The sequence below is a fragment of the Paenibacillus sp. B46(2026) genome (assembly GCF_056786355.1).
The window spans coordinates 2,713,937-2,739,203 of record NZ_CM165907.1; the positions used below are offsets into that span (position 1 = coordinate 2,713,937).

The window sequence follows — 25,267 nt, forward strand, 5'->3', positions numbered from 1 at the left end:
GAGAGGGGACAAATGCATGCTGCATTCATTAAAGGCCATACAATCATACAAATCAGGCAATACGCCGGAAGCCCAGCAGCATTGGCTGCAACTGCTGGCAGCAGCGGAGAAGCCCCATATTAACCTCGAACGCATTCATTCCATCGCCGAACTTGAGGGCACGAATCCGGTGCTGGATTACACTGAGCGTACACTTCAAGTGCTGGATAAGCTTCAGGTTTCTTTTTGGGTACGAGAAATTCTGGAGGAAGTATTAATGTGGTCAGAGACGGCGAAGGCCGGATCACGAGAGCAGCGGCGGGCATGGCAAAAGCAGGGCGTTAACCTGTTTGTGCACAATGTGGGGTCTGCTCAGTTGTATGATCTATACGCAGGAGCAGAGCACCTGGATAATGACATCGGTAAGACCAAGGAGACGAGAATTAGTCAACCCGGTTCTATAAGCGAACACACTACACCAATTTCATCAACACCGAGACATGAGGTTATTCATACTCTAATTGCTACGCATGGACTAATTGGACAGTACATACGCGGAGAGATTCCATTTGCCGAGAATACTCCTCTTCACTCCATAATCGTTAAAGGATGGCTGTCTACAGAAGAATTGCACTTCTTACTGATGGCATTAAATGAGTGCATTATTGCAGGCGTGGATCCAGCACTATGGAAACAAGTTCAGGCTGAGGTGGAGCGAATTGTAGGCTGGATTATCGCCGGACCGGATCATGAAGACTGGAGCGTGAAAGAACGGTTATCCCGTTTGAGAAGTTCATCTATTCGGCAAGGAGAAGCCATGGACGAGGCTTATTCCAAACTTCAAACGGAACTGGATGTGGAACCAATTCTGGCTCCACTGGCTCATCGTACGCTGTGGTATGTGGAGTCGGCCATGCAGGATTTTTCGTTGCAGGAGATGGTGAAAGTGTTCCTTTTGACGCTTCGCAGCGAAAGTATGAATTCCACATCCATGGAGAGTCGATCTGAAATCGTTCGTCATATCAGCTTCGAACCATTGATGAATACAATGTATTACGACTACAAGGGCGTCAAGAAGCTGAATATTTACAAGAAACGAATGATTGAAAAATATTTGGAACAGTATGCGTGGGAACAGATTGTGTCAGGGGAGCAGATCGGCTATCCCCATCTAACACATCGCATTGAACGTCATGCGGATCTGCCGGATACACTGTTTGTGACCTTTGAATTTTCTCCAGCGGCTGAGAAGCTGATTGCATTCTGTATTGAAGCAGAAAAGTCACCGTTATACGAGAAGGCTGTACTGCTGTTATTTGACCTGTTCGGATTGCGCCGGGATGCCTATGACCGTTTCCACAACGAAGAGACGTATTTGTCCGATATGAACAGCTCCGGTGATTATAAAAAAGTACTGCTCGACTATATCGTTGGTAAACGGGTACTGGATATCGGTCCAGGTGGAGGGATTCTACTGGATCTGATTGAGCAGGAAAAACCGGAAGTGGAGCCGATTGGTATCGATATCTCAGCCAATGTCATCGAAGCGCTGGAACGCAAAAAACAGCGTGAGGGACATCGTTGGCAAGTCATGAAGGGCGATGCCCTGCAACTGGAGCAATATGTGCAACCAGGCACAGTGGATACGGTTATTTTTTCATCCATTTTGCATGAATTGTATTCCTATATTGAACTGGACGGTCGAAGATTTAATTCCGATACGGTTGTAGCAGCGCTGAGAAGTTCATTCCGTGTGCTGTCACCTGGAGGAAGAATTCTGATTCGGGATGGCATCATGAGTGAACCGGAAGCACAGAAACGCCGGATTCGTTTCCTGGAACCGGAGGGGATGCGCTGGCTGGAGCGGTACACAGAGGATTTTCAGGGGCGTGCGATTGAATACGAGCGTATCTCAGACAACGAAGTCGTGATGCCGATCAACGATGCGATGGAATTTCTCTACACCTATACGTGGGGCGAAGAGGTATATGTGCATGAGATTCAGGAACAGTTCGGTATATTTACACCGACGGCCTATGAGAGTTGCATTCGAGAAGCGCTGGGCGAACAAGCCGAAATCATTACGTTCCGACATTTCCTTCAGGAGGGGTACACGGAAGCACTCGGAGAACGAATGATCTTCATGAATGAAGATGGCGAGCCTGCGCCTTTGCCAGACAGCACCTGCCTGATTGTCATTGAGAAGAAGAAAGGGGTGGCGGACGGATCATGAGCGAAGCCAGCACGGTTTTGTATTTTGTTAGACATGCGGAGTCACGGTATGTTGAAGGACAGGAACGCGAGCGTGGGCTGACAGAGCAAGGACATCAAGATGCGGGAACGGTTGCCAGTCTGCTCCATGGGGAGCAGATTCAACTGTTCTATTCTAGCCCTTACAGGCGAGCGGTAGATACGATTCAGATTCTGGCAGATCGGTCAGGTGGAATTGTGGTGACAGAGGAAGATCTGCGGGAACGCCAGTTGTCTAGTTCGGATGTGAGGCATGATCATTTTCGTGAAGCCAAGCAGCGGTTGTACCGAGATCCCACGTATGCGTACCCTGGAGGAGAGTCTGGTGAACAGGCTCGCTTAAGGGCAGTAGCGGTGATCGAGCAGATTCTGAGTAAACATGCGGGTCAGAAGGTAGTCATCGGAACACATGGAGATGTAATGACGCTTATTTTTCAACACTATGACTCTTCCTACGGTTATGATTTCTGGGAGAAGACTACGATGCCGGATATCTATAAGTTGGAGTTTGATGGAACGCGCAAGTTGGTCCAGGTCACCCGATTATGGGAGTGACAGAGTTATATATGAGAAATGTATTAACCAGAATGATAGTGGAGAGGAGTGAGTTGGACGGATGAAAATTACGCTGTTGCCTGATACATACTTTATTGAAAATCTAAGCGTATCTTCATTACAGGATAGGCTGTGGCGAAATTAACAGGCATTTCAAATGAGGACATGTTACAGGCTCCATCGTTCGTTGAAGCATTTCAGGCTTTTCAGGAATTCATTGGGGACAACGTTCTTGTGACACAAGCAGGATATGAGTATGACCTGCCCATCTTGAAGCGGCATTGTGGTCAGTATGGTCTTCCGATGTTGACCAACCCGGTGTTGGATACAAAAGCGATGTTCACTTATATTCATCCTGAGATTACCGAGGTCGTCTCTACGGATTTTCTGATTCGGTATTACGATCTGAATACAGATGGAATCCACAGGCACAATGCTTTGGCAGATTGTGGTGTGATCGCTCGTATCTTTGAATGTATCCTTAGCGAATATGAGGAACTTCAATTGAATCATTTTACAGCCGATCCCAAGCGGATGATGAAGCGTTTTGTTATACCTGAGATGTATTTGACATGATGAGGAACCGGAGGAGAGATCAATGGGCAAAATGGATGTGGAGAAGCTACTGACGGATCTGAACGAGGGACGAATGCTGATCCAGCAGACATTCGAAGGAGTGGATGTGGAAGTATATTTGGATGAAGAAGAGGTGCTGCGCGCATGCAGGGAACAGGCGTTCAAACAAACCTTAGCATGTACAAGCGAACCTGAGTTGGCAGGGTATGTGAGCGATGATATTGGTTTAATTGGCGCTGCATTGTTACAGGGTGCGGTGCAAGATTTATTTGTGAATGAACTGTTGGAAAGTTATCGACAAGGTAGGTTGCCCCTGCGTTAAGCGGGGGGAGGGACCAACATGGTTGTTTTCGTTTGTATAAAAAAATAGCATTAAATGTACATTGTGGGTCGGCTGAGCTTAAGGTACAATTCACCTATGCAACGATGAGAATGATAATCATTATATGTAGAACGTTCTCACGCTTACATCAACAGATCACATAGGGGTGAACGGTATCATGGTAGGTTTAGTTAAAGGTTTCAAAGGGTGGGCGATTACATTACTGCTCATGGGTCTGGTTATATCGGGATGTAGTACGAATCCTACAACGAAAGCGGAACAGACTCCTGCAACTGAAAGTGCAGCTTCTGGAAAAAATACTTCTGGAACCGAGACAGAGCCTGCGACACGGGTTGTGCAGGATGAATTTGGAGAAATGACGATTCCGGTTCAACCACAGCGAATTGCTGGAATATATGTGGAAGATTATCTGAAGGCGCTCGATATTACACCTGTCGTGCAGTGGTATCATCCATTGTGGGGCGTGCAGGATTATCTGAATCTGGATGTTTCAAGATTCGATATGACGGGCAGCATTGAGTCATTGTTGCAATATGACCCGGATCTGATCATTGTGGATGGTGCGGTGGATGCGGCAAAATATGAGATGTATTCCAAAGTGGCGCCAACGTATCGCTTGCCTGAGAGCATTCTGCAGGATTCCGTTCAGATTTTGAACACCATCGCGGATGTAGTGGGTAAACCGGAGAAAGCTTCCGAATACGTTAGCGAATTCAAGCAGAAAATTACGGACGCGAAATCTGAGCTGCAAGATGCAGTCGGTGATGAGACGGTTGCTGTCGTTAGACTGAATATCGATGGAAAAACGCTGGCGCTGTTTGGCGCAAAGAATCGATACACAGGTTTTATCTATTCCGAGCTCGGATTAACCCCTCACCCACTGGTCGGCAATATGGAGGAATATCATCAGTTGCTGTCAGAGGAGGCCATCCCGGATCTGGATGCAGATCACATTATCGTGTTTCCTTCCAATGGGACATGGTCCTCCGAGGAAAATCAGGAGGCGATCCAAGTGTTGGACGGCAAGTTGTGGCAGTCCCTTCCGGCCGTGAAGAACAAACACGTCTACATGATGGAAAGGTCGCACTGGCAGTCCGGAGCCGTTATTGCAAATTCGATGAAAATCGATGATCTCTTGGAAAAAATGACTCCATAAGCAGAATCACATAAGAAAGCTCTTCAGCCAGAGTTGAAGAGCTTTCTTTTTTCGTTTACACTGTTCTAAATGATAATAATTCTCAGTTAAGGAAGATGAATATGTATCCTGCAATAGTACAATGGATTCCCAAGCCCTGGCTATGCTCGCTTCAAGGTATAACATACGTAGATCACAACAAGGACTCTTCCAATCTTTTGTCAGATAGGATGTCAACATCTCATTCCCTGATCATTGTGACGTGTGGAAAAGGGACACTGGACTGGTCGAACCGTGCAACCCATCTGGAAAAAGGCAAGATTATATTTGTTCCCGCTGCAGCATCTATTGTAGTTGCAAGTTCTATCGAGACCAAGGATAAACTGCAACTTTATAAACTTGATCTAGCTGTTGCTAAGGGAGAAGAAAGCTCTGTGAATACAAAAGAAACTGAATCTTTGGAATCATTCTCCTTGATCGAACTGAATTACACCCCATGGAGTTCTTGCTTGGAAATCGTGGATCAGTTATTGCGTCAACAGAAAACTCGTACTTGGCTTGAGGAATGGGACGTCCAGCTGCGATTTCAAGACTGGTTTCGTATCTTACTTCAGCAAAATGATCCCGGGGTTGAAGATAGAGATGACCGTGCCCGGATTCAACGTTCCATTCGATATATTCGCGAGCACTACGATCAGGCGATAACCGTTGATGATTTGGCGGCCGATATCGGTCTTACAAGAGCTAATTACCCGCCAATTCAAAGGAATGACAGGCCAGCTTCCGCTTGATTATGTGAATGCTGTTCGCCTGGAGCGCTCGAAGCAATTATTGCAGCTGACAGATGACCGCATGCACGATATTGCACAGAATGTGGGGTTCAGCAACGAGTATTATTTTGGACGCCGCTTCAAGCAATATGCTGGCATCTCGCCGGGAGTGTATCGCCGCCACCATCGTCAGGATGTGCGTGTGTTTGCTCCGTTTCTGGAAGACTTTGTGTTGGCACTTGGGGTCAAGCCTGTATTGCAATGCTCCCATCGTTCCTGGGGTAGACAGCATTATTTGGGCTTGGATGATGTAGCCGAATTTGATGTGAGCGAGCACGATGCCGAGTTTAATGTGGCGAATGTACCTGAATTTATCATGCTGGATAAGGGATATGACAAATGGAATCTGGAGCGCTTCGAGCAGGTAGCACCAACATTTTACATGGATCATCTGGGAGAGGATTGGCGCTCCATTTTGAAGTCCACAGCGGATGTTTTGGGGAAGGTGAGTCGGGTTCAGGATGTAATAGAAGCTTACGAGGAGAAGGTAAGGGGAGCCAAGGGACGATTGACACGTCATATGCGTGGACAGACTGTAGCTTTTTTGCGTATTTCCGCGTCGGACATTGTACTCTATGGGGATCAGTATGGTTACGTTGGACCTGTAATTTATCAGGATCTTGGATTGACTCCGCATTTCCATGTGCAGCAATGGACAAGACAACAGCGGAGGATCAGCATTGGATTGGAGCAGTTAAGTCAGCTTGAAGCGGATCACTTGTTGATTACATTTGACATGTGGGATTCTGCGAAACATGGAGATGAGCGCGAACTCCTAAACAGGGACGAATGGAGACGCCTGCCTGCGGTGAGAAGCGGTAATGTGTATGAAGTGGATTTTATGACCTGGATGAATTACGGTGTGATTTCTCATGGGAAAAAGATCGAGGATATTCTGCGGTTTATGGCTTGATGCAAAATATTATAACAATCTATTTTAATGTATAATAATAGGAAAAATGAATTGGAGAATAGATATCCTATGCGGAAAAAATTCTGGGTCTCACTTTTAGTAGTAGCTGTTATTGGGGTGATTCCTGCTACAGAAATATCGACGTCTACGGTTGCCGAATCTCATGAAATTTCGGGGGAAGATCTTCCTGAAAGCTTACGATATGATTCTCTCCATCCAGATGTAATTTATGTGAAGGATTATGGAGTTTTTGAGAAAGTGGATTCTAATTTAATAGATTACGGTGAAGCAGAAGTTGTAGTCGATGACTTACAAAAGATAACGAATAAAACGAATGCAATTGTTGCTAATGATGAAACTTACATCAAAAAAGGTGAATGGAAATAGCAAATTCATTAGATTTACAATATGGGAGCGCAAGGAGAGCTTTATTCTTCTTGGGCTTTTTCAATATCCAATAAAAAAATAAAAATCCAAGAATTTAGCTGAATTTTATAGATCAGCAAGTTTATGTTCATACCCTTTAGAAGGAACTTTTTATAAGTGGCGTCCTCTTTGCTTTTGCATTAGGCATTCTTAATGTTGCTAATGCGATTCGGATGTGGGAGAAATACCGAAACTCAGTAATTATATTTTTGATAATAGGTGTTCTTTGTGCAGTTTTATTTATCAAGTATCTATTTCAATAATCATCTTGAAGCCTGACCGTCATTAATATGGCGGTTTTTTTCGTCTCCAAAAATTAAAACCATGGAGGATCACATGAGCGACAAACTACAAATATCATTGCGGCTTCGTGTGTTGAACGATCCTGATCACTACGATGAATGAGTCACTGATACTGCTCGAGAGGCTTGATTCATCTTATTTTAGTTTAGCGTTTACAAAAAAACAGGATAACGAGCACAAATTGCGGAAGCGGATGTCCTTGACTGAACGATTGCGACATACCATTAGAAAGAAGGCTGATCTGTAACGCAGGGATGGAGGTCTTCAAGCATAGCCATGATGGCGGATGGGAGAGCTGTAATGACAAAACGGGTAATTCTGTTGGAAGAAGGTACGGCAGAGATGAAGGGGCTGATTGGCAGTACAGGGGCTGATCTTGCAGAGTTAATCGATGCAGGGTGGTCTGTCCCGGCCGGATTTGTGGTCACAACGGAATGCTGTCGCGAGTTCTGTACCCGTCTTGGACATCTTTCCAGTGTAGGAGAGGAAGAGATGGTTAACGCGATCCGACATCTGGAACAGCAAACCGGGAGGTTCTTTGGACATTCGGAGAATCCACTACTGCTCGCGGTACGTACGGACCAGGATCGATCATTAGGCACTTCAACACAACTACTGCTAAATGTTGGTCTGAATGATGTTACTGTGGAAGGATTCGCACGTCAAACCGGTGATCGGTTGTATGCACTCCAATGTTACCTAGATTACTTACAGGAATATGGACAGTTGGTATATGGAATTCCGTCTGAATTTTTCACAGAAATATCGAGTCACGCCAAGGGTCTGGATGAATCGGAACTTGAATTAACCATTACGGAATTTAAATATTTAATAGAAGCGAAGGGGCATAATCCTTTCCCTCAAGACGTTCAACTTCAATTCAAAGAAGCATTACGTGCGGTATATCATTCACGGCGTGTTAAAGCATCCAGAGCTCAGGATGAGATCATGCGTGGACCATATTACATTTCATCGGAGCAAGGTGCTCCTGTTCTTATACAAACGATGATGCATGGAACATGTGAAATACCAAGCGGTGCTGGAACAATATATACGCGCAACCCGGTTACAGGTGAAAGAGAGATTACTGGACATTATGTCCCATCCGGAAACGCCCGCCAAATAGATCATGGTCTGGAGCGTTTACGGAATGATGAACCTGAGCTGTATGCACATTTACTGGAGATAGGTAGCCAGTTGGAGACACGTAAGGGAGAAGTGCAGGAAATCACCTTTGTAATTAATTCTGGTGAGTTGTATGTTGTGCAGACCCAGTCCGCCCGTTTATCCTCAACCGCTACACTGAAGAGTACTGTGGATTTTGTGCATGAAGGACTAATCACCAAGGAGGATGCACTCCTTCGCATCCAACCTGTGCATATTACGCAAGTGTTGAAGCATTACACAGATCCTAGTTCTAGCAGAGAAACTAGCAATGGAAATCTTCCCACTCAGATACAACAAGTAAATAATGATGAGTGTCCAGCCTCTAAGAATTACTCAGGTTCATTTTCATCAGCAGATCTGCAACTACTACTCGGATGGGCTGATGAAGTGAAAGAGCTGACGGTACTTGCCAATGCTGATCGACCACAGGATGCCATGACAGCACGGCTACTGGGGGCTGAGGGAATAGGTCTGTGCAGGACGGAACATATGCTGATGTCTACTTCAAGGCTTCCTTTTGTACAAAAAATGATTCTGGCTGACAGTGAATCTGAACGCAGGCGGGGGTTGGAGCGTCTGTTACCGATGCAGCAGTCTGACTTTGAACAGATATTCGAAGCGATGGATGGATACCCGGTAACTATACGTTTGCTTGACTCGCCGCTACATGCACTGCTACCGGATCTGGGAGTGTTGGAGAAACGGCGCGAGTGGTTACAAGCAGAGGAGCGGCAGGAAGAAGACCATCAGAATGAACTGGAGGAACTGGAGCGTGTAATTCGTAGAGTCAGTGAATTGCACGAACACAATCCGACACTGGGGCAACAGACTTGTCGTCTGAGTACGGTGTTCCCGGAAGTCGTTGATATGCAGCTTGAAGCAATATTCCGCGCAGCGGTGAAAGGCATCCGGCAAGGCTGGTGGGTACGTCCCGAGATTATGATCCCGCAGATCGGTCATGTGCATGAACTTCAGGTGATGAGAGATCTGGTGGATCATGTGGCTGACCAAGTGCTTGGTGAGGAGAAGCGGCATTGTCTGTATAGAGTGGGGGCGATGATCGAAGCTCCAAGAGCGGCGCTGATGGCGACTCACATTGCTCGCCAGGCTGACTTTTTCTCGTTTGGCACGGATGAGCTGACAGAGATGACATTTGGATATAGTCGCCATGAAGCTGAGAAGCGGATCATTCTCCTTGAACGTGATACGGACTCTCGTACGGTAACGAATAACCCATTTCATGTGCTGGACATTGAAGGAGTCGGACAACTGATTGAGATGGCGGTAGTCCAAGGTCGAATTCGAAAACCTCATCTGAAGACAGGGATCTGTGGAGAGAATGTGGTTGATCTGGAGTCGATTACGTTCTGCCACCGCATTGGTCTGGATTATATAAGTTGTTTGCCTGAACAGATCCCTTATGCACGAATTGCAGCTGCACAAGCAGCCATCATGGGACAGAGAGAGGTTGCAAATATGAGGAACGAGGATATATCAACGACAGCTTGACGTTCTGCCTGCCCTTTACGAAACCTCCATGGAATACCAACCCGAAAACTGTTATACTGAAATATGCGTTTTGTAAAATGAACGTAAAATTTCAGGGTAAGGGTTGAAAGCGACCATGTATAATTCCAAAAATGAACGGACTTCATCACGGACCTTATTCGCCGTGTTATTCATTCTGATGTTGTTGAAGTTGTCACTTCTACGGTATTTCTTTTTCCAGGGGCTATCAGGTATCGGTCTGTTAACTGACGCATTGGGCGCACTAACGGTGGTATGCCTGCTGGACCTGATTGTACCCAAAGCCTGGAAGCGAGCAGTCTACGGAGGATTCAATGTTTTGTTTTCTCTGGTCCTGTTCGCGGCTACGCTATATAACGTTCATTTCAGTTCGGTACCCACCTATACTGTGCTTAGTGAACTGGGGCAAGTTGCTCAAGTGCGGGGCAGTATAGGACCTCTTGTACGATCGACGCACTTTCTGTTTTTCTTAGACATCATATTGGCGTTGCCGATATGGCTAATTATGCGCAGTCGTTCCGCCGGGCGTAACCGCAGCAGTTATCGCGATAGCGGGTTGACGTTTGGCAGAATCCGGAGACGTTACTGGGGCAAACTCGGCGTCGCGCTTACCGCCGCATTTTGCATCGTGCTGTCTGGCAGTTTTATTGTCAAAGGTGAAACGATTGATAACGAACTGGTTCGAGCTGAGAACCTCGGCTTTCTGAACTATCAGGTATCATCTGCCATCCTGAAAAGTAAAGAGAATGAAGCTATTGCGAATGGCAACATTAACGAAACGATTGCCAAGATTAATGAGCTGGTTAGTCAGTATCCGTATCAGGATAAACCAAGTAACGGCACAGCCGTGAAAGCCAAATATTTTGGTCAGGCCAAAGGTAGTAACCTTATTGTGCTGCAACTGGAGTCTTTTCAGAATTTCCCGATCAATGCTTCATTGGACGGTCAGGAGTTAACGCCTGTACTGAATGATTTGGCCAAAGAAAGTTATTATTTCACTCATTTTTTCCAACAGATCGGACAGGGAAACACATCGGATGCCGAGTTCATGTCCAATACATCCATCTATCCCACCGGGGTTGTTCCCATGTCTGCCGGCTATAGCGATCGTGAACTGCCAAGTCTACCCAAGGTACTTGGAAAAGAGGGATATCAGTCCGAGACATATCATGGTAATGACGTAACCTTCTGGAATAGGAACAAAATGTATCCGGCGCTAGGCTTCACTCGTTACTTTGACAAACCGAGCTTTAAGAATGACAGGTTTAATGATTTTGGAGCATCGGACGAAGAGTTATATCGTGTAGGTGTGGAGAAAATGATTGCACATCAGGCGGCCAACCAGCCGTTCTATGCCCAATTCATTACTTCATCAAGCCATTCGCCGTTCACGGTTCCCGCAGATCGTGCTCGAATTACGATCCCCGGTACCATCACGAACAAATTGCTTCACGATTATCTGCAAGCGGTCAACTATACGGACTACGCGGTCGGCCAACTCATTAATGAGCTGAAGGCAAACGGATTATGGGATAACACAACTCTTGTACTCTACGGAGACCACTTTGGTCTGCCTGCTGACGAAGAGATCACACAGCAAATTCAAACCAATCTGGGTGTCCCCTATGATGGTAAGGTAAGTCGTTTCAACATCCCGCTAATGATTCACACGCCAAAACAGACCCAAGGACAAGTGATCGAACAGCCTGGCGGTCAGTTGGATATGCTGCCAACGATCATGAATCTGATGGGCATATCACTCCAGGATGAGAAGTTCACTGCCTTCGGACATGATCTGCTCAATATGGATCACAATGCATTCGGGATTCGTTATTATTTGCCAACAGGTTCATTTGTCAACAATGACATCATGTTTATTCCGGGTGCTGGCTTTGATGATGGTACAGCCTATTCCCTCAAAACCTATGAACCGGTAACGGATTTGGAACCCTATCGTTCCGATTATGAACATGTGCTCAGCTTGATGAAGCTGTCTGACGAGTATGTGAAGTTATTACCCAAACGTGCCCCATAACTTAAATTTATTCAATAAGGAAGAGCAAGAACGTCACCAGTCTTAAAGCTGGTGGCGTTTTTTGGCATGATCGAAGCATGTATGTGGTAATACAGAGGATATAAAAGTTTGAAACTGTAATTATTAATGTTACAATGGGATGAGCAAGAATGCAGTAAGTATTCGTGTAACTGTATAAGTTGAACTAATCATTTACACGATAACGGAGAGGACAGAAAAAACCTGGGGATAACAGCGATTGGAAGGTTATTCTGTCATCGTAGTGTCAGTGTAAATAATCTTTAGTTCAACTTATATAGAAGAGGAACATGAACCTAACAGACGAGAGGATTGAATATATATGAAACTGAGTGTACTTGAACATGGACATATCAACGAAGGCCGGAGTGTGCAGGATACGTTGCAGGAAACGGTGAAACTCGCGCAACATGCCGATCAATTGGGGTATTCTCGTTTCTGGATGTCGGAGCATCACGGTAGCGGTGCACTGTCTTTCTCCAGTCCGGAGGTTATGATTGCACATGTGGCTTCACATACGGATCGGATTCGGGTAGGTTCAGGTGGTGTCATGTTGCCTCATTATAGTGCTTATAAGGTTGCAGAGAACTTCCGTCTGCTGGAAGCTCTGCATCCGGGACGGATTGACCTCGGCATTGGCAGAGCGCCAGGGGGCATGCCAGTTGCCAGCAGAGCGCTGAACGAAGGCAAATCATCAAATGTACATTTCTTCCCGCAGCAGATTGCGGATCTGGGCGGATACTTTCATGAGCAATTGCCCGAGGATCATCGGTTCGCAACCCTTGTAGCCGGACCATCGGTTCCAACCGTTCCGGAAGTATGGCTACTGGGTTCCAGCTCCGAAGGTGCGAGAATTGCTGCCGCGCAAGGGACCTCGTATGCGTTTGCCCAATTCTTCGGAACACCAGGCGGCGAAGAAGCGATGAAGCATTACCGCAGACATTTCAAGCCGTCTATCCTGAATGATAAACCACATTCGATGATTGCTGTCTCGGCATTCTGCGCGGAGACAGAGGAAGAAGCCGCTGAACTTGCACGCAGTAATGAACTTTTCTTCCTGCGCCTGGGACGAGGTCTTGAACAGAGCTCATTCCCATCCCTGGAGACGGTGAACAACTATCCATTCACAGCGATGGAGATGGAACAGATCCGTCAGCGCCGTTCTTTTTCCATTGTGGGTACACCGGATCAAGTGAAAGACAAAATTACTGCAATGGCTGAACGTCATGAAGCAGACGAAGTGATTATCGCGTCAGCGGTTCATTCGTTTGAAGCACGTCTGCGCTCATTCGGCCTGATTGCAGAAGCCTTTGGACTCAAGCAGGACTAATGGTGAGTAAGCGGGAATAACTACTCTGAACAGACCGGAATCTTGCTCTTGCAAGGTTCCGGTTATACTCTTGCGTGATCAGGGAGAGGAGAGATTCACATGCGCAGATGTGTGATTAGTGATATTCATGGCTGTTACGATGAATTTAATGCGCTGCTTAAGCTTGTAGACTATAATCCGATGCAGGATGAATTGATTTTACTGGGGGATTATGTGGATCGAGGTCCAAGCAGCAAACAGGTCATTGAGCAGATTATGCAGCTTCAGCAAGAGCATCATATTATTGTGATCAAAGGTAATCACGATGCCATGATGGTCAAGGCATTGACTCATGATGTTGAGGAATATGACCAACACTGGATTCGTAATGGCGGGTTACAGACGATAACAAGTTATCTGGATCTTACTTATGATGAGCAGCAGATGGACTGGAATGCTTATACTGAAGCCAAACAGTGGATACGTACACACTATGAACACCATCTTCGTTTTCTGGAACAGCTTCCGCTGGTGTACGAAATTCCGGGTTATATTTTTGTGCATGCCGGGATTAACCCGGATATCGAGGATTGGAGAAACCAGTCCGAGCGGGACTTTATCTGGATTCGTGAATCATTCTATTCCAGACCAACGACGATTAAAGAGACGGTCGTATTTGGGCATACACCCGTGAAGCATTTGCATGATCAGACAGACATTTGGTTCGACCCGACCGGAGACAAAATTGGCATTGACGGTGGTTGTGCCTACGGATCGCAGCTGAACCTGCTGGAGATTAGTGAGGATGGCAGTTTACAGACCTTTTTTGTACAGCGAGAGCAGAGCACGGAACTGCCTGAGATTTAATATTTTCGTTGCGTATCAGGGTTTCATATGCTAATTTATAAGGTTGTACGATGGAATAATTAGGATACATATCATATCGACTTGAGGGGAATGAACCAAGTTTGGCTATCTATAATCTGGATCAACTGCAACATCACATTTTACTCTGCAACGGTGGAACATGTATGCGTAATGGGGGAGAAGAAGTAACTCAGGCGGTGCGGGACGAGATTCTTAAGCAGCAGGCTGGGGGATTCATCCATACGACGCGCACCAAATGTAATGGTCGGTGTGACGATGCGTGCGTAACCATTGTGTATCCACAGGGTGACTGGTATGGCCAAATGACTCCGGATTCAGGCAGAGCGCTGGTACAGGCATTGTGTGAAGGGGAGAAATTGGAGAAACACCTCATTGCTAATGTGGCCAAAACCTCTGTGAATTAGAATTACAGGGCGTATATTATTTTTTCAAAATGACTTACTTGAGAATGATATGCAATTAATTCGCTGTAAAGGGATTGGAATTTAGCCTTATAAGCGCTATAATCAGTAGGGTATGATTAAAATAGGACATGTATTATTCTAAATCAGAATTGACGGAGGGCTATGAATATGGAAAAAGCGTTAATCTTCGGTCACAAAAATCCCGACACGGATACGATCTGTTCGGCAATCGCCTATGCGGATCTGAAAACAAAATTGGGTCAGGACGTAGAAGCTGTGCGTCTCGGCGAAGTCAATGGTGAAACCCAGTTCGCACTGGATCAATTCAAAATCGCAGCACCGCGTCTGATTAAAACAGCTGCCAATGAAGTAAACAAGGTTATTCTGGTTGACCACAACGAGCGTCAGCAAAGTGTAAGCGATATTGAGGAAGTGACTGTCGTTGAAGTTATCGACCATCACCGTATTGCTAACTTTGAGACAAGCGGACCTCTGTATTTCCGTGCAGAGCCTGTAGGTTGTACAGCAACCATTTTGAATAAAATGTACAAAGAAAATGGTATCGAAGTGAGTGCACCGATTGCTGGTCTGATGTTGTCTGCCATTATCTCCGATTCCCTGTTGTTCAAATCCCCGACTTGCACAGAGCAGGATGTAGCCGCTGCGCGTGAACTGGCTGCTATTGCTGGTGTAGATGCAGACAGCTATGGTCTGGACATGCTGAAAGCCGGCGCGGATCTGAGCCAAAAAACGATTGCTGAGCTGATCTCCCTGGATGCCAAAGAATTCGTGATGGGTCAGTCCAAAGTGGAAATTGCACAGGTTAATGCTGTTGACGTGAATGATGTTCTCGTGAAGCAACCTGAGCTTGAAGCAGCTATTGAAGCCATTATTTCGAGTAAAGGTCTCGACCTGTTCGTATTTGTCGTAACAGACATTTTGAATAACGATTCCGTTGCCCTCGCATATGGTACATCCACTAAAGCCGTGGAGAAAGCCTACAATGTGACGCTGACTGATAGCAGAGCACTCTTGAAAGGTGTAGTATCACGCAAATCACAAATTGTACCGGTTCTGACGGAAGCATTCAACACGCTGTAAATCAAGCCGATTGGCGTATTCGTACGCTGATATGTATTGCAAATAGTAGCAACACCATCCTAGCCTGCTCTGATCCGTAAATGGTCAGGACAGGCTTTTGATGTAGAGGAGGAAGAATCATGATCAAAAATGACAAGATCAAAGCAGCCGAAGTGCAGCTTACGGGTCTGAATGGTGAAGATTTGGGTGTCATGTCTACGCAGGAAGCACTTCTACTTGCGAAGCAGCATAAAGTAGATCTGGTGTGCTTGTCCTTGATGACAAGTCCGCCACCATGCAAGCTGATTGGAGCTGGAGCAGCCAAAGCTGAAGCGCAGCAGGCGAAGAAAAAAGCGAGTAAATCCCCCGATAAACGTAAAGTAAAGGAAATTCGGTTGAACCTCGCGATGGAAGACCATGACCGGGATACGAAGCAGTCTCAGGCGGAGCGTATTCTGAAGAAGGGTGATTCGGTAAAACTCGTCATTCAGGTGCATGGAGCCAAAGAGGGAGTTGCTGGCAAGGAGTGGGCAGAGCAACTGAGCAAATCACTTGCTGAATTCGGCAGCAAAACGACAGGGGTTCAGGTAAGTGGTAAACAGGTTGTGGTACAACTCGACCCAATTGCGTAAACTGCCAGAAGCGATCATTGATGCAGCACAAAGGTAAGGCAAATGTCGATAGCGGAGTTATCACTTGGATGTGAGGAAAGCCCAATAAGGCAGCAGGGTAACTGCTGCCATCATTGGGCTTGTTTGTCGTTATTAAGATTGAATTCGACTTCATTGCGCATGCCGTTTCCATTCCAGTCGTTCAGCTACGTAAATAACGACTGCCACCAAGACGTACATATAGTTGTCCGGGTAATACAGGCGTAGAGCCAGTGGCCATATTATCCTGGCTGTTCTTGGCGAATCGGGATAAATAGTAAAAATCAGGATAGATAACCATATCCATTAAGTAGGCGGAGACTTGGCTGCCTGGAAAGCGAAACTGATTCAGGGTACGAATAATATCTTCGCCGCGTGCAATGCCGATGCCATGTCCGTAATACCAGTTTTCACGCAGCATAATCGTATTTTCCCCCTGCCATTCGGGGGTTTCCGGAGAGACATCGGGATTTTTGAAATACAGCACATCCCCTGGAAGCGCGGTTTCACTGCCGTTTTTTTCGGTTAATCGCAGGTCGCTGTCATAATGCCAGTCAAACAGTAACAGATTTCGAAACAGGGAATTAAAGGCGTCTTCGCGAATGCTTCCCAGCACGCCACCATACAGCACAATAACGGTAGCGGTTGCACATTCAAAGGCATATAAGTGTCCATTCCTCCAGATATCCCGAATGCCATCGGCAGGGGTTACATTCGATTTTAGCTCGAATCCCCCCTGTGCATTTCGATTCCAGTAGGCAGGATTACATCTGGATTTTTCAAAGGATGCAAAGCTCACCCCGCTTCGATCCAGTCCTTCCGCTGCATCCACGAGAGAGCCCCGTAAATCCCACTCAAAACGAAGGTGATCCATGGACTGATAAACGTACCTCGTTGGACGATTCTGGAGTTGCTGCAACCAATACCATTCAAAAGCAGACCATTCCGAGCGGTTCAGCAGGGCGGGTTGATTGGCGACAATGATCATGATCCATAACCTCCGTTATGATTCAAATTTTCAACATTGTATAATCGGTAGAGCACAGGTATTGTGTAGTATATGACGTCATGTGTTCGAATTGGCATGTTTACAATGGAAGTCGTCAGTATTGATGATTAAAAATGTCGATTCATGCAGGGATTTTGTTTGATCCTCGTTTATAAATCATGGCATTTGGGGTAGTACTCTATAGATGAAGTTATGTTCAGATCGATCTGTTCATACGAAATACATTCAGATTCTCATAAAGGAGGACATGTGGTGTCGAAATCCATTACAAAGAGCCGATCTCTGTTCGAACAATTGTATACGCACGCACCAATCGGCATTGCTGTCGCATCGCATGTAAATGGACGGTGGTTGCAGCTTAATCCTGCATTTTGCGAGATGCTTGCATACAGTGAAGATGAACTGATCGATACGTCGGTCATACATATGATCTACGAAGAAGATCTGCACATGGAGGAATTTCGCAGCAAGTTCTGGGAAATGACCCATGAAACAAGTCCGATGTACGAGACAGAGGTTCGTCTGAAACGAAAGGACGGTTCGTTATTATGGGCAACCATTCGAGCTTGCATTGTTAGGGATGAAACGAATGATGAGCCCTTGTATTTGCTGGTACAAGCTGCTGATATTACGAAACAAAAGGATGCAGAGGAACGGCTTATTGTGAAACGTAAACAACTGGAGGAGAGCAGCCGCATTTCTCGTCTCCTGGCGGAATCTTCTCTTGATCTAATTGCTATACATCATGCTGATCCTCAGCGTACATTCCAATATGTATCGGATGCATGTAGAAGCATGCTAGGCTATGAACCGGAAGAAGTTATTGGTGAGCCGGGAACATTCGTTATCTATCCCGAGGATGTGCCTTTGGTTGAAGCCTACGTGGAAGAGCAGAGGCAGGGGCTGGCTCCTAAACGAATCAGTTATCGTCTTCAACATAAGGATGGATCTACGGTGTGGGCAGATACCATTACCCATTATGTATATGATGATGCAGGTAACCTGATGGAGATGGTTGCCGTAACCCGTGATATCACAGCCAGTCAGCAACAACAGTTAAGCCTGCAGGAGTACAGATCATTGTTTGACTGTAACCCTCTGGGCGTGGCCTCTCTTGATCTGGAAGGCAATCTGCTGAAGGCCAATGTGGGTCAGGAACAACTGACAGGACACACCAAAGAGGAACTGCTGAGTCGGCCCTTTGACCATCTCATTGATCCTGTGGATCTGGAGAAGACTCGATATCATTTTGAGGAGACAGTGAAGGGCACTGCACAGAGCTACGAGATAGGTTTAATTCACAAAAATGGGCAGCGAATTGAGACAAATGTGATTAATGTTCCTATTATACTTGAGGACAAAGTCGTTGGGGTCTATGGGATCACCAGTGACATTACAGAGTCCAAACGTTACGTCGAGGAAATCGAGAATCTTAGTTATGAACGGGCATTGATTTTGAATGGCATGTCTGAGGGTGTTATTGGACTGGACCTGGATGGGAATCTGAACTTTGCCAATCCGGCCGCTGCGGAGATCATGAACTTCTGTCCAAGTGAAATGAATGGCAACCCCCTTGAACAGATGATGATCCAAATGCAGAGCGAAGGCATCCCTTACCCATCCAAGGATACACCAATTCTACAGGCTGTTCGTGAGGGACGAGGTCTGCCGCGTACCGAATCCGTATTCTGGAGACAGGATGGATCCAGTTTCCTGGCGGAGTTTCAATTGAAACCAATTATGGATCAGGGTAGAACCCGCGGGGCAGTTTTGGTTTTCCGTGATATGACGTCTGTGAAGGACATTATTCGTGCCAAGGAAGCGGCAGAACATGCAGACCGAGCGAAGTCCGAGTTTCTCGCCATCATGAGTCATGAGCTTCGTACGCCATTGAACGGCATCATGGGCATGGCTCATCTGTTAATGGGAACCGAGCTGGATGATGAACAAAAGGGTTTTGCGGAAATCATGATTGACAGCGGTGAATCCCTTTTGTACATTTTGAATGAAATTCTGGATTTCAGCAAAATTGAAGCAGGCAAAATGGATCTGGAGCGTGCGCCTGTAGATATTAAGGCAATGTTGGGTGGCGTGATCGAGCTCTTTGCACTTAAGGCGTCAGAAAAAAATATTGAACTCTACTGTGAAATGTCGGATCAGATTCCCGAACGTGTTCGAGGGGATGAGACACGAATACGGCAGATTTTAATTAACCTGGTGGGGAACGCCGTTAAATTCACAGAGAAAGGCCGTATTACGGTGAAGGTAGGCGCTGATTTCTCAGTGGAGCATGGTCAAGATCACCTGATGTTGACCTTTAAGGTCCAAGATACAGGGATTGGTATTCCAATGGAGAAGCAGCATCAACTGTTCCAATCCTTCTCACAGCTTGATCCGGCCATCAATCGCAAGTTTGGCGGGACAGGTCTGGGGCTTGCGATCAGCAAGAAACTCGTGGAATTAATGGGCGGAGCGATTGGCGTACAGAGCGAGATTGGTGAGGGTGCAGTATTTCAGTTCACTCTGGTGCTTGAGCGGTGGCTCGATGAAAGTAGTGATTCGATCGAAGTAGCTACGAATAATGTATTGCAATTGGATCGAGCCAGTCTTGGTCATGACATCAAAATTTTGATTGCTGAAGATCAAGCGGTCAATAGTCATCTGCTGGAGGAAATGCTGCGTAAATTCGGCGGGGTATGTGATATTGTTGAAAATGGTGCTCAGGCCGTCGAGTCATTGAACAAGATGCAATATGACCTGGTGTTTATGGATATTCAAATGCCGATTATGGATGGAATTGAAGCGACCTGCAAAATCAGGCAGACTCATCCGGAAATCCCGGTTATTGCGGCGATTACAGCTTTTGCAGGCGCAAGTGACCGTGAAGAGTGCCTGAAATGCGGAATGCAGGACTTTATCAGCAAACCTTTTCATTCCACGGAGATTAGCCGCGTACTGAACACATGGGTTCCATATATTCGCTCTCAAAGAGTAATATAACAGAAAAATAACCTGCGCCTCTAATTCAAGGTGCAGGTTATTCTGTCATTTAATCAAATAAATAGGTTCCTGAAAACTATAATCAGGACCATCCTCCGATTAACCCGGAGAGGGTTACGCATTCATCATCTTCCAATTCTGCAATCAGAGTAAGTTCTTCGTTGTCTTGTGGATCAACAGAGAATAATTCACGGCGTCCGTCTTCGTGCACAATAATGACTAACTGATTGCCGCTCTTTGTATCAAACTGGTACTTAACTCCGATACCAGGTAGTGGGCATTCCCGGATATTCATGAAACCTGTCACCTCTTTAATTTTGCTTAATTAAAATCCAACCGTCCATCCAGTACGGATGTATTCTACTATCCATAACACCGTTTGGCAAGTCACAAATAAAATTGTTGTGAAAGAATTAACTTTTTCTGTGATGGGATGTTGCGCTTTGGCGCTGTCTTGCGTGTCTTCGGCGAACGTAAATCCAAATGAGCAGTACAACGATTAACAATAAACCAAGGACTGCAATAATGATGATGTTCCGGATATTGGGAACCTGTACAGTCAGATCTAGCTTATTCATCTGGAGTGGTGAAACGTGCCAAATGAGCGTTTTTCCGCTATCCTCCACTTGGTCCGCATTGGAATCGGCTGCTTTGATGGGCAGAGACAACTTAAAGTCAAAATTTACATCTTTCAACAAGAGGTTCTTTAGAAATCCGGGCACCTTGTTGATCTGATTTTTGATCTCACCATCCGGCATGGATTCCATCAGATCGGCTTCTGCTGTGATGTGCATTTTGGAAGTGAAGAAGCCGGGTGTAGTTGATTGTTCGACCTTGATGCCTTGTGGTAACTTGGACGTATCAAAGCTGGTCGTATTGCTTTTTTCATAATGGGTTGTTGCGGTGAGTTGCTTGTGATCCCCCTGTTCCGATACCTCTGCCTGGAAGTTATTTCGATTCAATGCATCTGCGATCAGAGGCATGAGATTGTCTTGTCCGATCTTTCCAAGTGCAGAGTTGGTTACCTTGAGATCTAGATCCAGATCCGTTGAACCATCGATATTCACCGTTAGATGGGCTTCTCCATCAGCACAGGCGGATAAAATCGATAACATAAGCGTGAGGATAACCGTAAGCAATAGCTGACGTAAGGGGATACGAGTCGACATGTCCTTCAACCTTTCTACGTAAAAATCCAATTCCAATTCATAGAAGTATAGTATACACCGTAAGGTTGGCGGATGAAACTTTGAACCGTGCAGTGAGGTAAGTATGATTTAGTGTGATCGGGGAAATAATCCATTTATTAAAATTAAAGATTTCGTATTTTTGTCAATGTTCGGTCAATTCAAACGACGCTTCACCGTGTACACTAGTAGTAGTGTGATGAATATACGGAAGCAGGGGAGGTTACATTCATGACATATATCATTATTATGGCCGTTATTATGGTCGTGGGCATGGTCGGAATGGGCTGGTTCTATCAGATTATGGATAAAGACCAAAGCTAGTATTTTTCAAATGTGAAAAGAAGAGACAACCTATAAGCTGGCTTCGCTAACGCGAGGCGGGCTTATTTGTGTGGGAAAATTTTTGAGTCGCTTACCTTACATTAGCACGTAATATATGTAACCATTCATGTTGTACAATTTGACCGATGGACAAATATTTTTCGTAAAGATGGGATTTTTTAGCTGCTCTTTTGTATAATAGGGGATAGTTTAACTCGGGATATTCCCGAAATTCTGCCAAACAGGAAAGGGTGTACATAAATGAAATTTGGTGAGTATACGTATACACGTCCCGATCTGGAACATATCAAAACATCATTCCGTGAGCTGCTGAGCGGTTTCGAAGCTGCGGTAACGGTTGAAGAGCAGAGCGGATACATGGATCAGATTAACGCGCTGCGCAGTGATTTTGAGACGCAAGCTCAATTGGTCTATATCCGTCATTCCATTGATACGAATGATGAGTTTTACAAGGCGGAGAACGAATTCCTGGATGAGAACGCACCAATTGTGCAGGAATACATTACGGATTTTTACCGCGCACTGGTTAATTCCAAATTCCGCAACGAATTGGAACAAAAATGGGGTTCCCAGCTGTTCCAGCTGGCGGATCTTTCATTGAAAACATTCAGCCCGGAAATTATTGAAGAACTCCAAAAGGAGAACAAGCTTTCCACAGAATACAATCAATTGATCGCATCGGCCAAAATTCCGTTCGAAGGTGAAGAGCGTACGTTGCCACAGCTTCATCCATTTGAACTGTCCACGGATCGCTCCATGCGGGAGCGTGCTTCGGAAGCCAGATACACTTTCATGGCTGAGAATGAGGCTGAATTCGATCGTATTTACGACGAACTGGTTAAAGTACGTACACAGATCGCGAAGAAACTGGGATATCCAAGCTATGTGGAACTCGGCTATGATCGCATGAACCGCACGGATTACAACGCAGAGATGGTTGCTAACTTCCGGGCACAAGTTCGTGATTATATCGTACCTGTGGCGACCAAGCTCAGAGAGCGCCAGCGTAATCGGATTGATGTGAATACGCTGTATTATTACGATCAGGGCTTCAGCTTCAAGACGGGTAACCCGACACCTAAGGGTGACGCGGACTGGATTATTGAACATGGTAAAAAAATGTACGCTGAATTATCACCAGAGACAGATGCATTTTTCCAGATGATGACCGAAAACGAACTTATGGATCTGGTAAGCAAAAAAGGTAAACAGGGCGGCGGATATTGTACGTTTCTGAACGATTACAAAGTGCCGTTTATCTTCTCCAACTTCAACGGTACATCCGGTGATATTGATGTATTGACGCATGAAGCAGGTCATGCTTTCCAGGTGTATGAGAGCCGTGATTTTGCAGTGCCTGAATACAACTGGCCGACATATGAATCGGCTGAGATTCATTCCATGAGTATGGAGTTCTTCACATGGCCGTGGATGCAGTTGTTCTTCAAGGAAGATACGGACAAGTACAAGTTTGATCACCTGTCTTCCGGTCTGTTGTTTATTCCGTATGGTGTAGCTGTGGATGAATTCCAGCATTTTGTGTATGCGAACCCGGATGCAACTCCAACGGAGCGCAAGCAGGCTTGGCGCAACATTGAGAAGACCTATCTGCCACACATCAATTACAAAGATAATGCGTATTTGGAGCAAGGTGGTTTCTGGCATAAACAGGGTCATATTTTCTCATCGCCATTCTATTACATTGACTATACGTTGGCACAAATCTGTGCATTCCAGTTCTGGAAACGCAGCAATGAGGACATGAAGTCCGCATGGGCCGACTATCTGACATTGTGTAAAGCGGGAGGAAGCCTGTCCTTCACCGGATTGGTTGAACTGGCTGGATTGAACTCACCATTTGAGGATGGCTGTGTATCCTCCGTAATTGGCGATATTGAGGCATGGCTTGACGGCGTGAACGATAAGGCGCTGTAAGGCTTCGTGAGGATGGCTTTTAATGAAAGTACCTTCGGTAAGGTATAAGTAGTGGATAAAGCTTTAAGATAAATAGGTAAGACGGCTTGGAGACCTTCGGGTGTCTGGGTCGTCTTTTTCATTACAGGTAAAAATCAACCTCAGTGTAACATTTATCGGACTCATTGTGATTTATTTCACTATATTTGAAAACGGATTCAGTTACAATGTAGATAGTAAATCAGGGGTTACAGGAGGCTGGTTCAAATGGCAACACATGCATATTATGTTCCGCCCGTGAACTTGATGGGTAGAGGATGTTTACAGGAAGCAGGCCAGATGATTGAACAGATGGGTATCCGCAAAGCACTTGTGGTAAGTGATCGTCAATTGATTACTTCAGGCGTTGCTGAACAGGTACTGTCTACATTACGAAAATCAGGGTTAGACTATGTAGTATATGATGAGGTTCAGCCTAATCCAACATGTCAGAATGTACATGATGGACTTCAAGTATTCCAGGATCATGGCTGTGACGCCATTATATCGATAGGTGGAGGTTCACCGCAGGATGCTGCCAAAGGCATTGGCATTGTAGCTACGAACGGTGGACATATCCGTGAATATGAAGGATTGCATCAATCGAAACATAAGTCCGTGCCACTTGTGGCTTTTAACACAACGGCTGGCACATCGAGCGAGGTGACAATTAACTACGTGATTACAGATGAGGAACGTAAAGTGAAGATGGTGATGGTGGACCGCAACAGTCTGGTCTCTCTGTCGGTTAATGATCCGGAGCTGATGCTCAGCAAACCTGCAAGTCTTACGGCGGCCACAGGAATGGATGCGTTGACCCATGCCGTGGAAGCGATGGTTACACCGGGTGGATTTACAGTGACAAGTGCGACAGCTGCAGCAGCTGTTGAACTGATCTTTGAATACTTGCCAAGAGCTGTGAGAGACGGCAGCGATCTGGAAGCGCGGGAACATATGACGTATGCGTGTTTCCTTGGTGGAATTGCTTTTAATAATGCGGGCCTGGGTTATGTGCATGCGATGGCGCATCAGCTGGGTGGCGTATATGATCTGCCGCATGGTGTATGCAATGCCATGTTGCTCCCCTATGTGGAGGAGCTGAATGCCAAGCATGTACCCGGCAAATTCCGTCATATTGCCAAAGCAATTGGTATGGATGTGAAAGGTAGAAGCGATAAGGAGTGTTCGGATTACGTCATTGAGGCTATTCGACAGCTATCGAAGGAAGTAGGTATCCCCGAGAAACTGTCCGAACTGGGCGTGAAAGATCCGGATGTGGAACTGCTTGCCGATAACGCGATGAAAGATGCCTGTGCACCAGGCAATCCCTATCAACCATCGAAGGATGAAGTGATGGAGTTATTCCGCAAAATTATATAAGTGCG

General features: G+C 45.8%; 21 protein-coding genes. 18 read left to right on the top strand and 3 right to left on the bottom strand.

What is annotated here, in order from left to right; translation table 11 throughout:
- Positions 1-16: 16 nt before the first annotated feature.
- The 15 genes from AC1S8V_RS12530 to infC all read left to right on the top strand — a co-directional run bounded on the left by AC1S8V_RS12530 (position 17) and on the right by infC (position 16,370).
- Positions 17-2,212 (top strand): class I SAM-dependent methyltransferase, encoded by a 2,196-nt coding sequence (locus tag AC1S8V_RS12530; RefSeq protein ID WP_482073850.1) that lies wholly within the window; start codon positions 17-19, stop codon positions 2,210-2,212.
- The gene (locus AC1S8V_RS12535) at positions 2,209-2,784 is read left to right on the top strand and encodes a histidine phosphatase family protein (RefSeq protein WP_482073851.1); all 576 of its coding nucleotides are present in this window, start codon (positions 2,209-2,211) and stop codon (positions 2,782-2,784) included. The genes AC1S8V_RS12530 and AC1S8V_RS12535 overlap by 4 nt, the downstream gene beginning before the upstream one ends.
- A gap of 132 nt (positions 2,785-2,916) precedes the next feature.
- Positions 2,917-3,360 carry a 3'-5' exonuclease gene (locus tag AC1S8V_RS12540; RefSeq protein ID WP_482073852.1) on the top strand — a complete coding sequence of 148 codons (444 nt, stop codon included), beginning with the start codon at positions 2,917-2,919 and terminating at the stop codon, positions 3,358-3,360.
- Positions 3,361-3,382: 22 nt separating this feature from the next.
- Positions 3,383-3,682: a hypothetical protein gene (locus AC1S8V_RS12545; protein ID WP_482073853.1), complete on the top strand. Its 300-nt coding sequence runs from the start codon at positions 3,383-3,385 to the stop codon at positions 3,680-3,682.
- A gap of 178 nt (positions 3,683-3,860) precedes the next feature.
- Positions 3,861-4,859, top strand: a complete 999-nt coding sequence (locus AC1S8V_RS12550) for an ABC transporter substrate-binding protein (protein WP_482073854.1) — start codon at positions 3,861-3,863, stop codon at positions 4,857-4,859.
- A gap of 209 nt (positions 4,860-5,068) precedes the next feature.
- Complete coding sequence (locus AC1S8V_RS12555) at positions 5,069-5,629, top strand: hypothetical protein (RefSeq protein WP_482073855.1); 561 nt, start codon at positions 5,069-5,071, stop codon at positions 5,627-5,629.
- Positions 5,607-6,581: an ABC transporter substrate-binding protein gene (locus AC1S8V_RS12560; protein ID WP_482073856.1), complete on the top strand. Its 975-nt coding sequence runs from the start codon at positions 5,607-5,609 to the stop codon at positions 6,579-6,581. Before AC1S8V_RS12555 ends, AC1S8V_RS12560 begins: the two co-directional genes overlap by 23 nt.
- A gap of 69 nt (positions 6,582-6,650) precedes the next feature.
- Positions 6,651-6,968 (top strand): hypothetical protein, encoded by a 318-nt coding sequence (locus AC1S8V_RS12565; protein ID WP_482073857.1) that lies wholly within the window; start codon positions 6,651-6,653, stop codon positions 6,966-6,968.
- A gap of 642 nt (positions 6,969-7,610) precedes the next feature.
- Positions 7,611-9,986 carry a putative PEP-binding protein gene (locus AC1S8V_RS12570; protein WP_482073858.1) on the top strand — a complete coding sequence of 792 codons (2,376 nt, stop codon included), beginning with the start codon at positions 7,611-7,613 and terminating at the stop codon, positions 9,984-9,986.
- 115 nt (positions 9,987-10,101) lie between these two features.
- Positions 10,102-12,039, top strand: coding sequence for an LTA synthase family protein (locus tag AC1S8V_RS12575; protein WP_482073859.1), 1,938 nt, complete (start codon positions 10,102-10,104; stop codon positions 12,037-12,039).
- Positions 12,040-12,379: 340 nt separating this feature from the next.
- Positions 12,380-13,387: an LLM class flavin-dependent oxidoreductase gene (locus tag AC1S8V_RS12580; protein WP_482073860.1), complete on the top strand. Its 1,008-nt coding sequence runs from the start codon at positions 12,380-12,382 to the stop codon at positions 13,385-13,387.
- A 99-nt stretch (positions 13,388-13,486) separates the two neighbouring features.
- Positions 13,487-14,233 (top strand): metallophosphoesterase family protein, encoded by a 747-nt coding sequence (locus AC1S8V_RS12585; protein ID WP_482073861.1) that lies wholly within the window; start codon positions 13,487-13,489, stop codon positions 14,231-14,233.
- A 101-nt stretch (positions 14,234-14,334) separates the two neighbouring features.
- Positions 14,335-14,658 (top strand): (2Fe-2S) ferredoxin domain-containing protein, encoded by a 324-nt coding sequence (locus AC1S8V_RS12590; RefSeq protein ID WP_145318263.1) that lies wholly within the window; start codon positions 14,335-14,337, stop codon positions 14,656-14,658.
- A 168-nt stretch (positions 14,659-14,826) separates the two neighbouring features.
- Positions 14,827-15,759: a manganese-dependent inorganic pyrophosphatase gene (locus AC1S8V_RS12595; protein WP_482073862.1), complete on the top strand. Its 933-nt coding sequence runs from the start codon at positions 14,827-14,829 to the stop codon at positions 15,757-15,759.
- Positions 15,760-15,878: 119 nt separating this feature from the next.
- A complete protein-coding gene (gene infC / locus AC1S8V_RS12600) occupies positions 15,879-16,370 on the top strand; it encodes a translation initiation factor IF-3 (protein ID WP_482073863.1) in 492 nt (163 codons plus the stop codon).
- A gap of 181 nt (positions 16,371-16,551) precedes the next feature.
- Here the strand turns inward: infC and AC1S8V_RS12605 are convergent, their stop codons facing one another.
- Positions 16,552-17,376 (bottom strand): protein-glutamine gamma-glutamyltransferase, encoded by an 825-nt coding sequence (locus tag AC1S8V_RS12605; RefSeq protein ID WP_482073864.1) that lies wholly within the window; start codon positions 17,374-17,376, stop codon positions 16,552-16,554.
- A gap of 273 nt (positions 17,377-17,649) precedes the next feature.
- On the opposite strand from AC1S8V_RS12605, the gene AC1S8V_RS12610 reads away from it, so the two are divergent.
- A complete protein-coding gene (locus AC1S8V_RS12610) occupies positions 17,650-20,397 on the top strand; it encodes a PAS domain-containing hybrid sensor histidine kinase/response regulator (RefSeq protein ID WP_482073865.1) in 2,748 nt (915 codons plus the stop codon).
- Positions 20,398-20,479: 82 nt separating this feature from the next.
- Here AC1S8V_RS12610 and AC1S8V_RS12615 read toward each other — a convergent pair whose 3' ends face one another.
- Together AC1S8V_RS12615 and AC1S8V_RS12620 are read right to left on the bottom strand one after the other, a co-directional pair.
- A complete protein-coding gene (locus tag AC1S8V_RS12615) occupies positions 20,480-20,692 on the bottom strand; it encodes a cation:proton antiporter regulatory subunit (protein ID WP_336759747.1) in 213 nt (70 codons plus the stop codon).
- Positions 20,693-20,810: 118 nt separating this feature from the next.
- Positions 20,811-21,566 carry a hypothetical protein gene (locus AC1S8V_RS12620; protein ID WP_482073866.1) on the bottom strand — a complete coding sequence of 252 codons (756 nt, stop codon included), beginning with the start codon at positions 21,564-21,566 and terminating at the stop codon, positions 20,811-20,813.
- 603 nt (positions 21,567-22,169) lie between these two features.
- Between AC1S8V_RS12620 and AC1S8V_RS12625 the strand changes: the two genes are divergently transcribed.
- Together AC1S8V_RS12625 and AC1S8V_RS12630 are read left to right on the top strand one after the other, a co-directional pair.
- Complete coding sequence (locus AC1S8V_RS12625; RefSeq protein WP_482073867.1) at positions 22,170-23,864, top strand: M3 family oligoendopeptidase; 1,695 nt, start codon at positions 22,170-22,172, stop codon at positions 23,862-23,864.
- Between the two features lie 246 nt (positions 23,865-24,110).
- Positions 24,111-25,262 (top strand): iron-containing alcohol dehydrogenase, encoded by a 1,152-nt coding sequence (locus AC1S8V_RS12630; RefSeq protein WP_482073868.1) that lies wholly within the window; start codon positions 24,111-24,113, stop codon positions 25,260-25,262.
- Positions 25,263-25,267: the final 5 nt, after the last annotated feature.

Excerpts from the sequence above, each read along its gene's own strand:
- AC1S8V_RS12570 (WP_482073858.1), top strand. The coding sequence starts at position 7,611 with ATGACAAAACGGGTAATTCTGTTGGAAGAAGGTACGGCAGAGATGAAG.
- AC1S8V_RS12575 (WP_482073859.1), top strand. The coding sequence starts at position 10,102 with ATGTATAATTCCAAAAATGAACGGACTTCATCACGGACCTTATTCGCC.
- AC1S8V_RS12585 (WP_482073861.1), top strand. The coding sequence starts at position 13,487 with ATGCGCAGATGTGTGATTAGTGATATTCATGGCTGTTACGATGAATTT.
- AC1S8V_RS12580 (WP_482073860.1), top strand. The coding sequence starts at position 12,380 with ATGAAACTGAGTGTACTTGAACATGGACATATCAACGAAGGCCGGAGT.
- AC1S8V_RS12620 (WP_482073866.1), bottom strand. The coding sequence starts at position 21,566 with ATGTCGACTCGTATCCCCTTACGTCAGCTATTGCTTACGGTTATCCTC.
- AC1S8V_RS12530 (WP_482073850.1), top strand. The coding sequence starts at position 17 with ATGCTGCATTCATTAAAGGCCATACAATCATACAAATCAGGCAATACG.
- AC1S8V_RS12560 (WP_482073856.1), top strand. The coding sequence starts at position 5,607 with ATGACAGGCCAGCTTCCGCTTGATTATGTGAATGCTGTTCGCCTGGAG.
- AC1S8V_RS12565 (WP_482073857.1), top strand. The coding sequence starts at position 6,651 with ATGCGGAAAAAATTCTGGGTCTCACTTTTAGTAGTAGCTGTTATTGGG.
- AC1S8V_RS12605 (WP_482073864.1), bottom strand. The coding sequence starts at position 17,376 with ATGATCATTGTCGCCAATCAACCCGCCCTGCTGAACCGCTCGGAATGG.
- AC1S8V_RS12595 (WP_482073862.1), top strand. The coding sequence starts at position 14,827 with ATGGAAAAAGCGTTAATCTTCGGTCACAAAAATCCCGACACGGATACG.
- AC1S8V_RS12545 (WP_482073853.1), top strand. The coding sequence starts at position 3,383 with ATGGGCAAAATGGATGTGGAGAAGCTACTGACGGATCTGAACGAGGGA.
- AC1S8V_RS12625 (WP_482073867.1), top strand. The coding sequence starts at position 22,170 with ATGAAATTTGGTGAGTATACGTATACACGTCCCGATCTGGAACATATC.
- AC1S8V_RS12550 (WP_482073854.1), top strand. The coding sequence starts at position 3,861 with ATGGTAGGTTTAGTTAAAGGTTTCAAAGGGTGGGCGATTACATTACTG.
- AC1S8V_RS12555 (WP_482073855.1), top strand. The coding sequence starts at position 5,069 with ATGTCAACATCTCATTCCCTGATCATTGTGACGTGTGGAAAAGGGACA.
- AC1S8V_RS12630 (WP_482073868.1), top strand. The coding sequence starts at position 24,111 with ATGGCAACACATGCATATTATGTTCCGCCCGTGAACTTGATGGGTAGA.
- AC1S8V_RS12535 (WP_482073851.1), top strand. The coding sequence starts at position 2,209 with ATGAGCGAAGCCAGCACGGTTTTGTATTTTGTTAGACATGCGGAGTCA.
- infC (WP_482073863.1), top strand. The coding sequence starts at position 15,879 with ATGATCAAAAATGACAAGATCAAAGCAGCCGAAGTGCAGCTTACGGGT.
- AC1S8V_RS12615 (WP_336759747.1), bottom strand. The coding sequence starts at position 20,692 with ATGAATATCCGGGAATGCCCACTACCTGGTATCGGAGTTAAGTACCAG.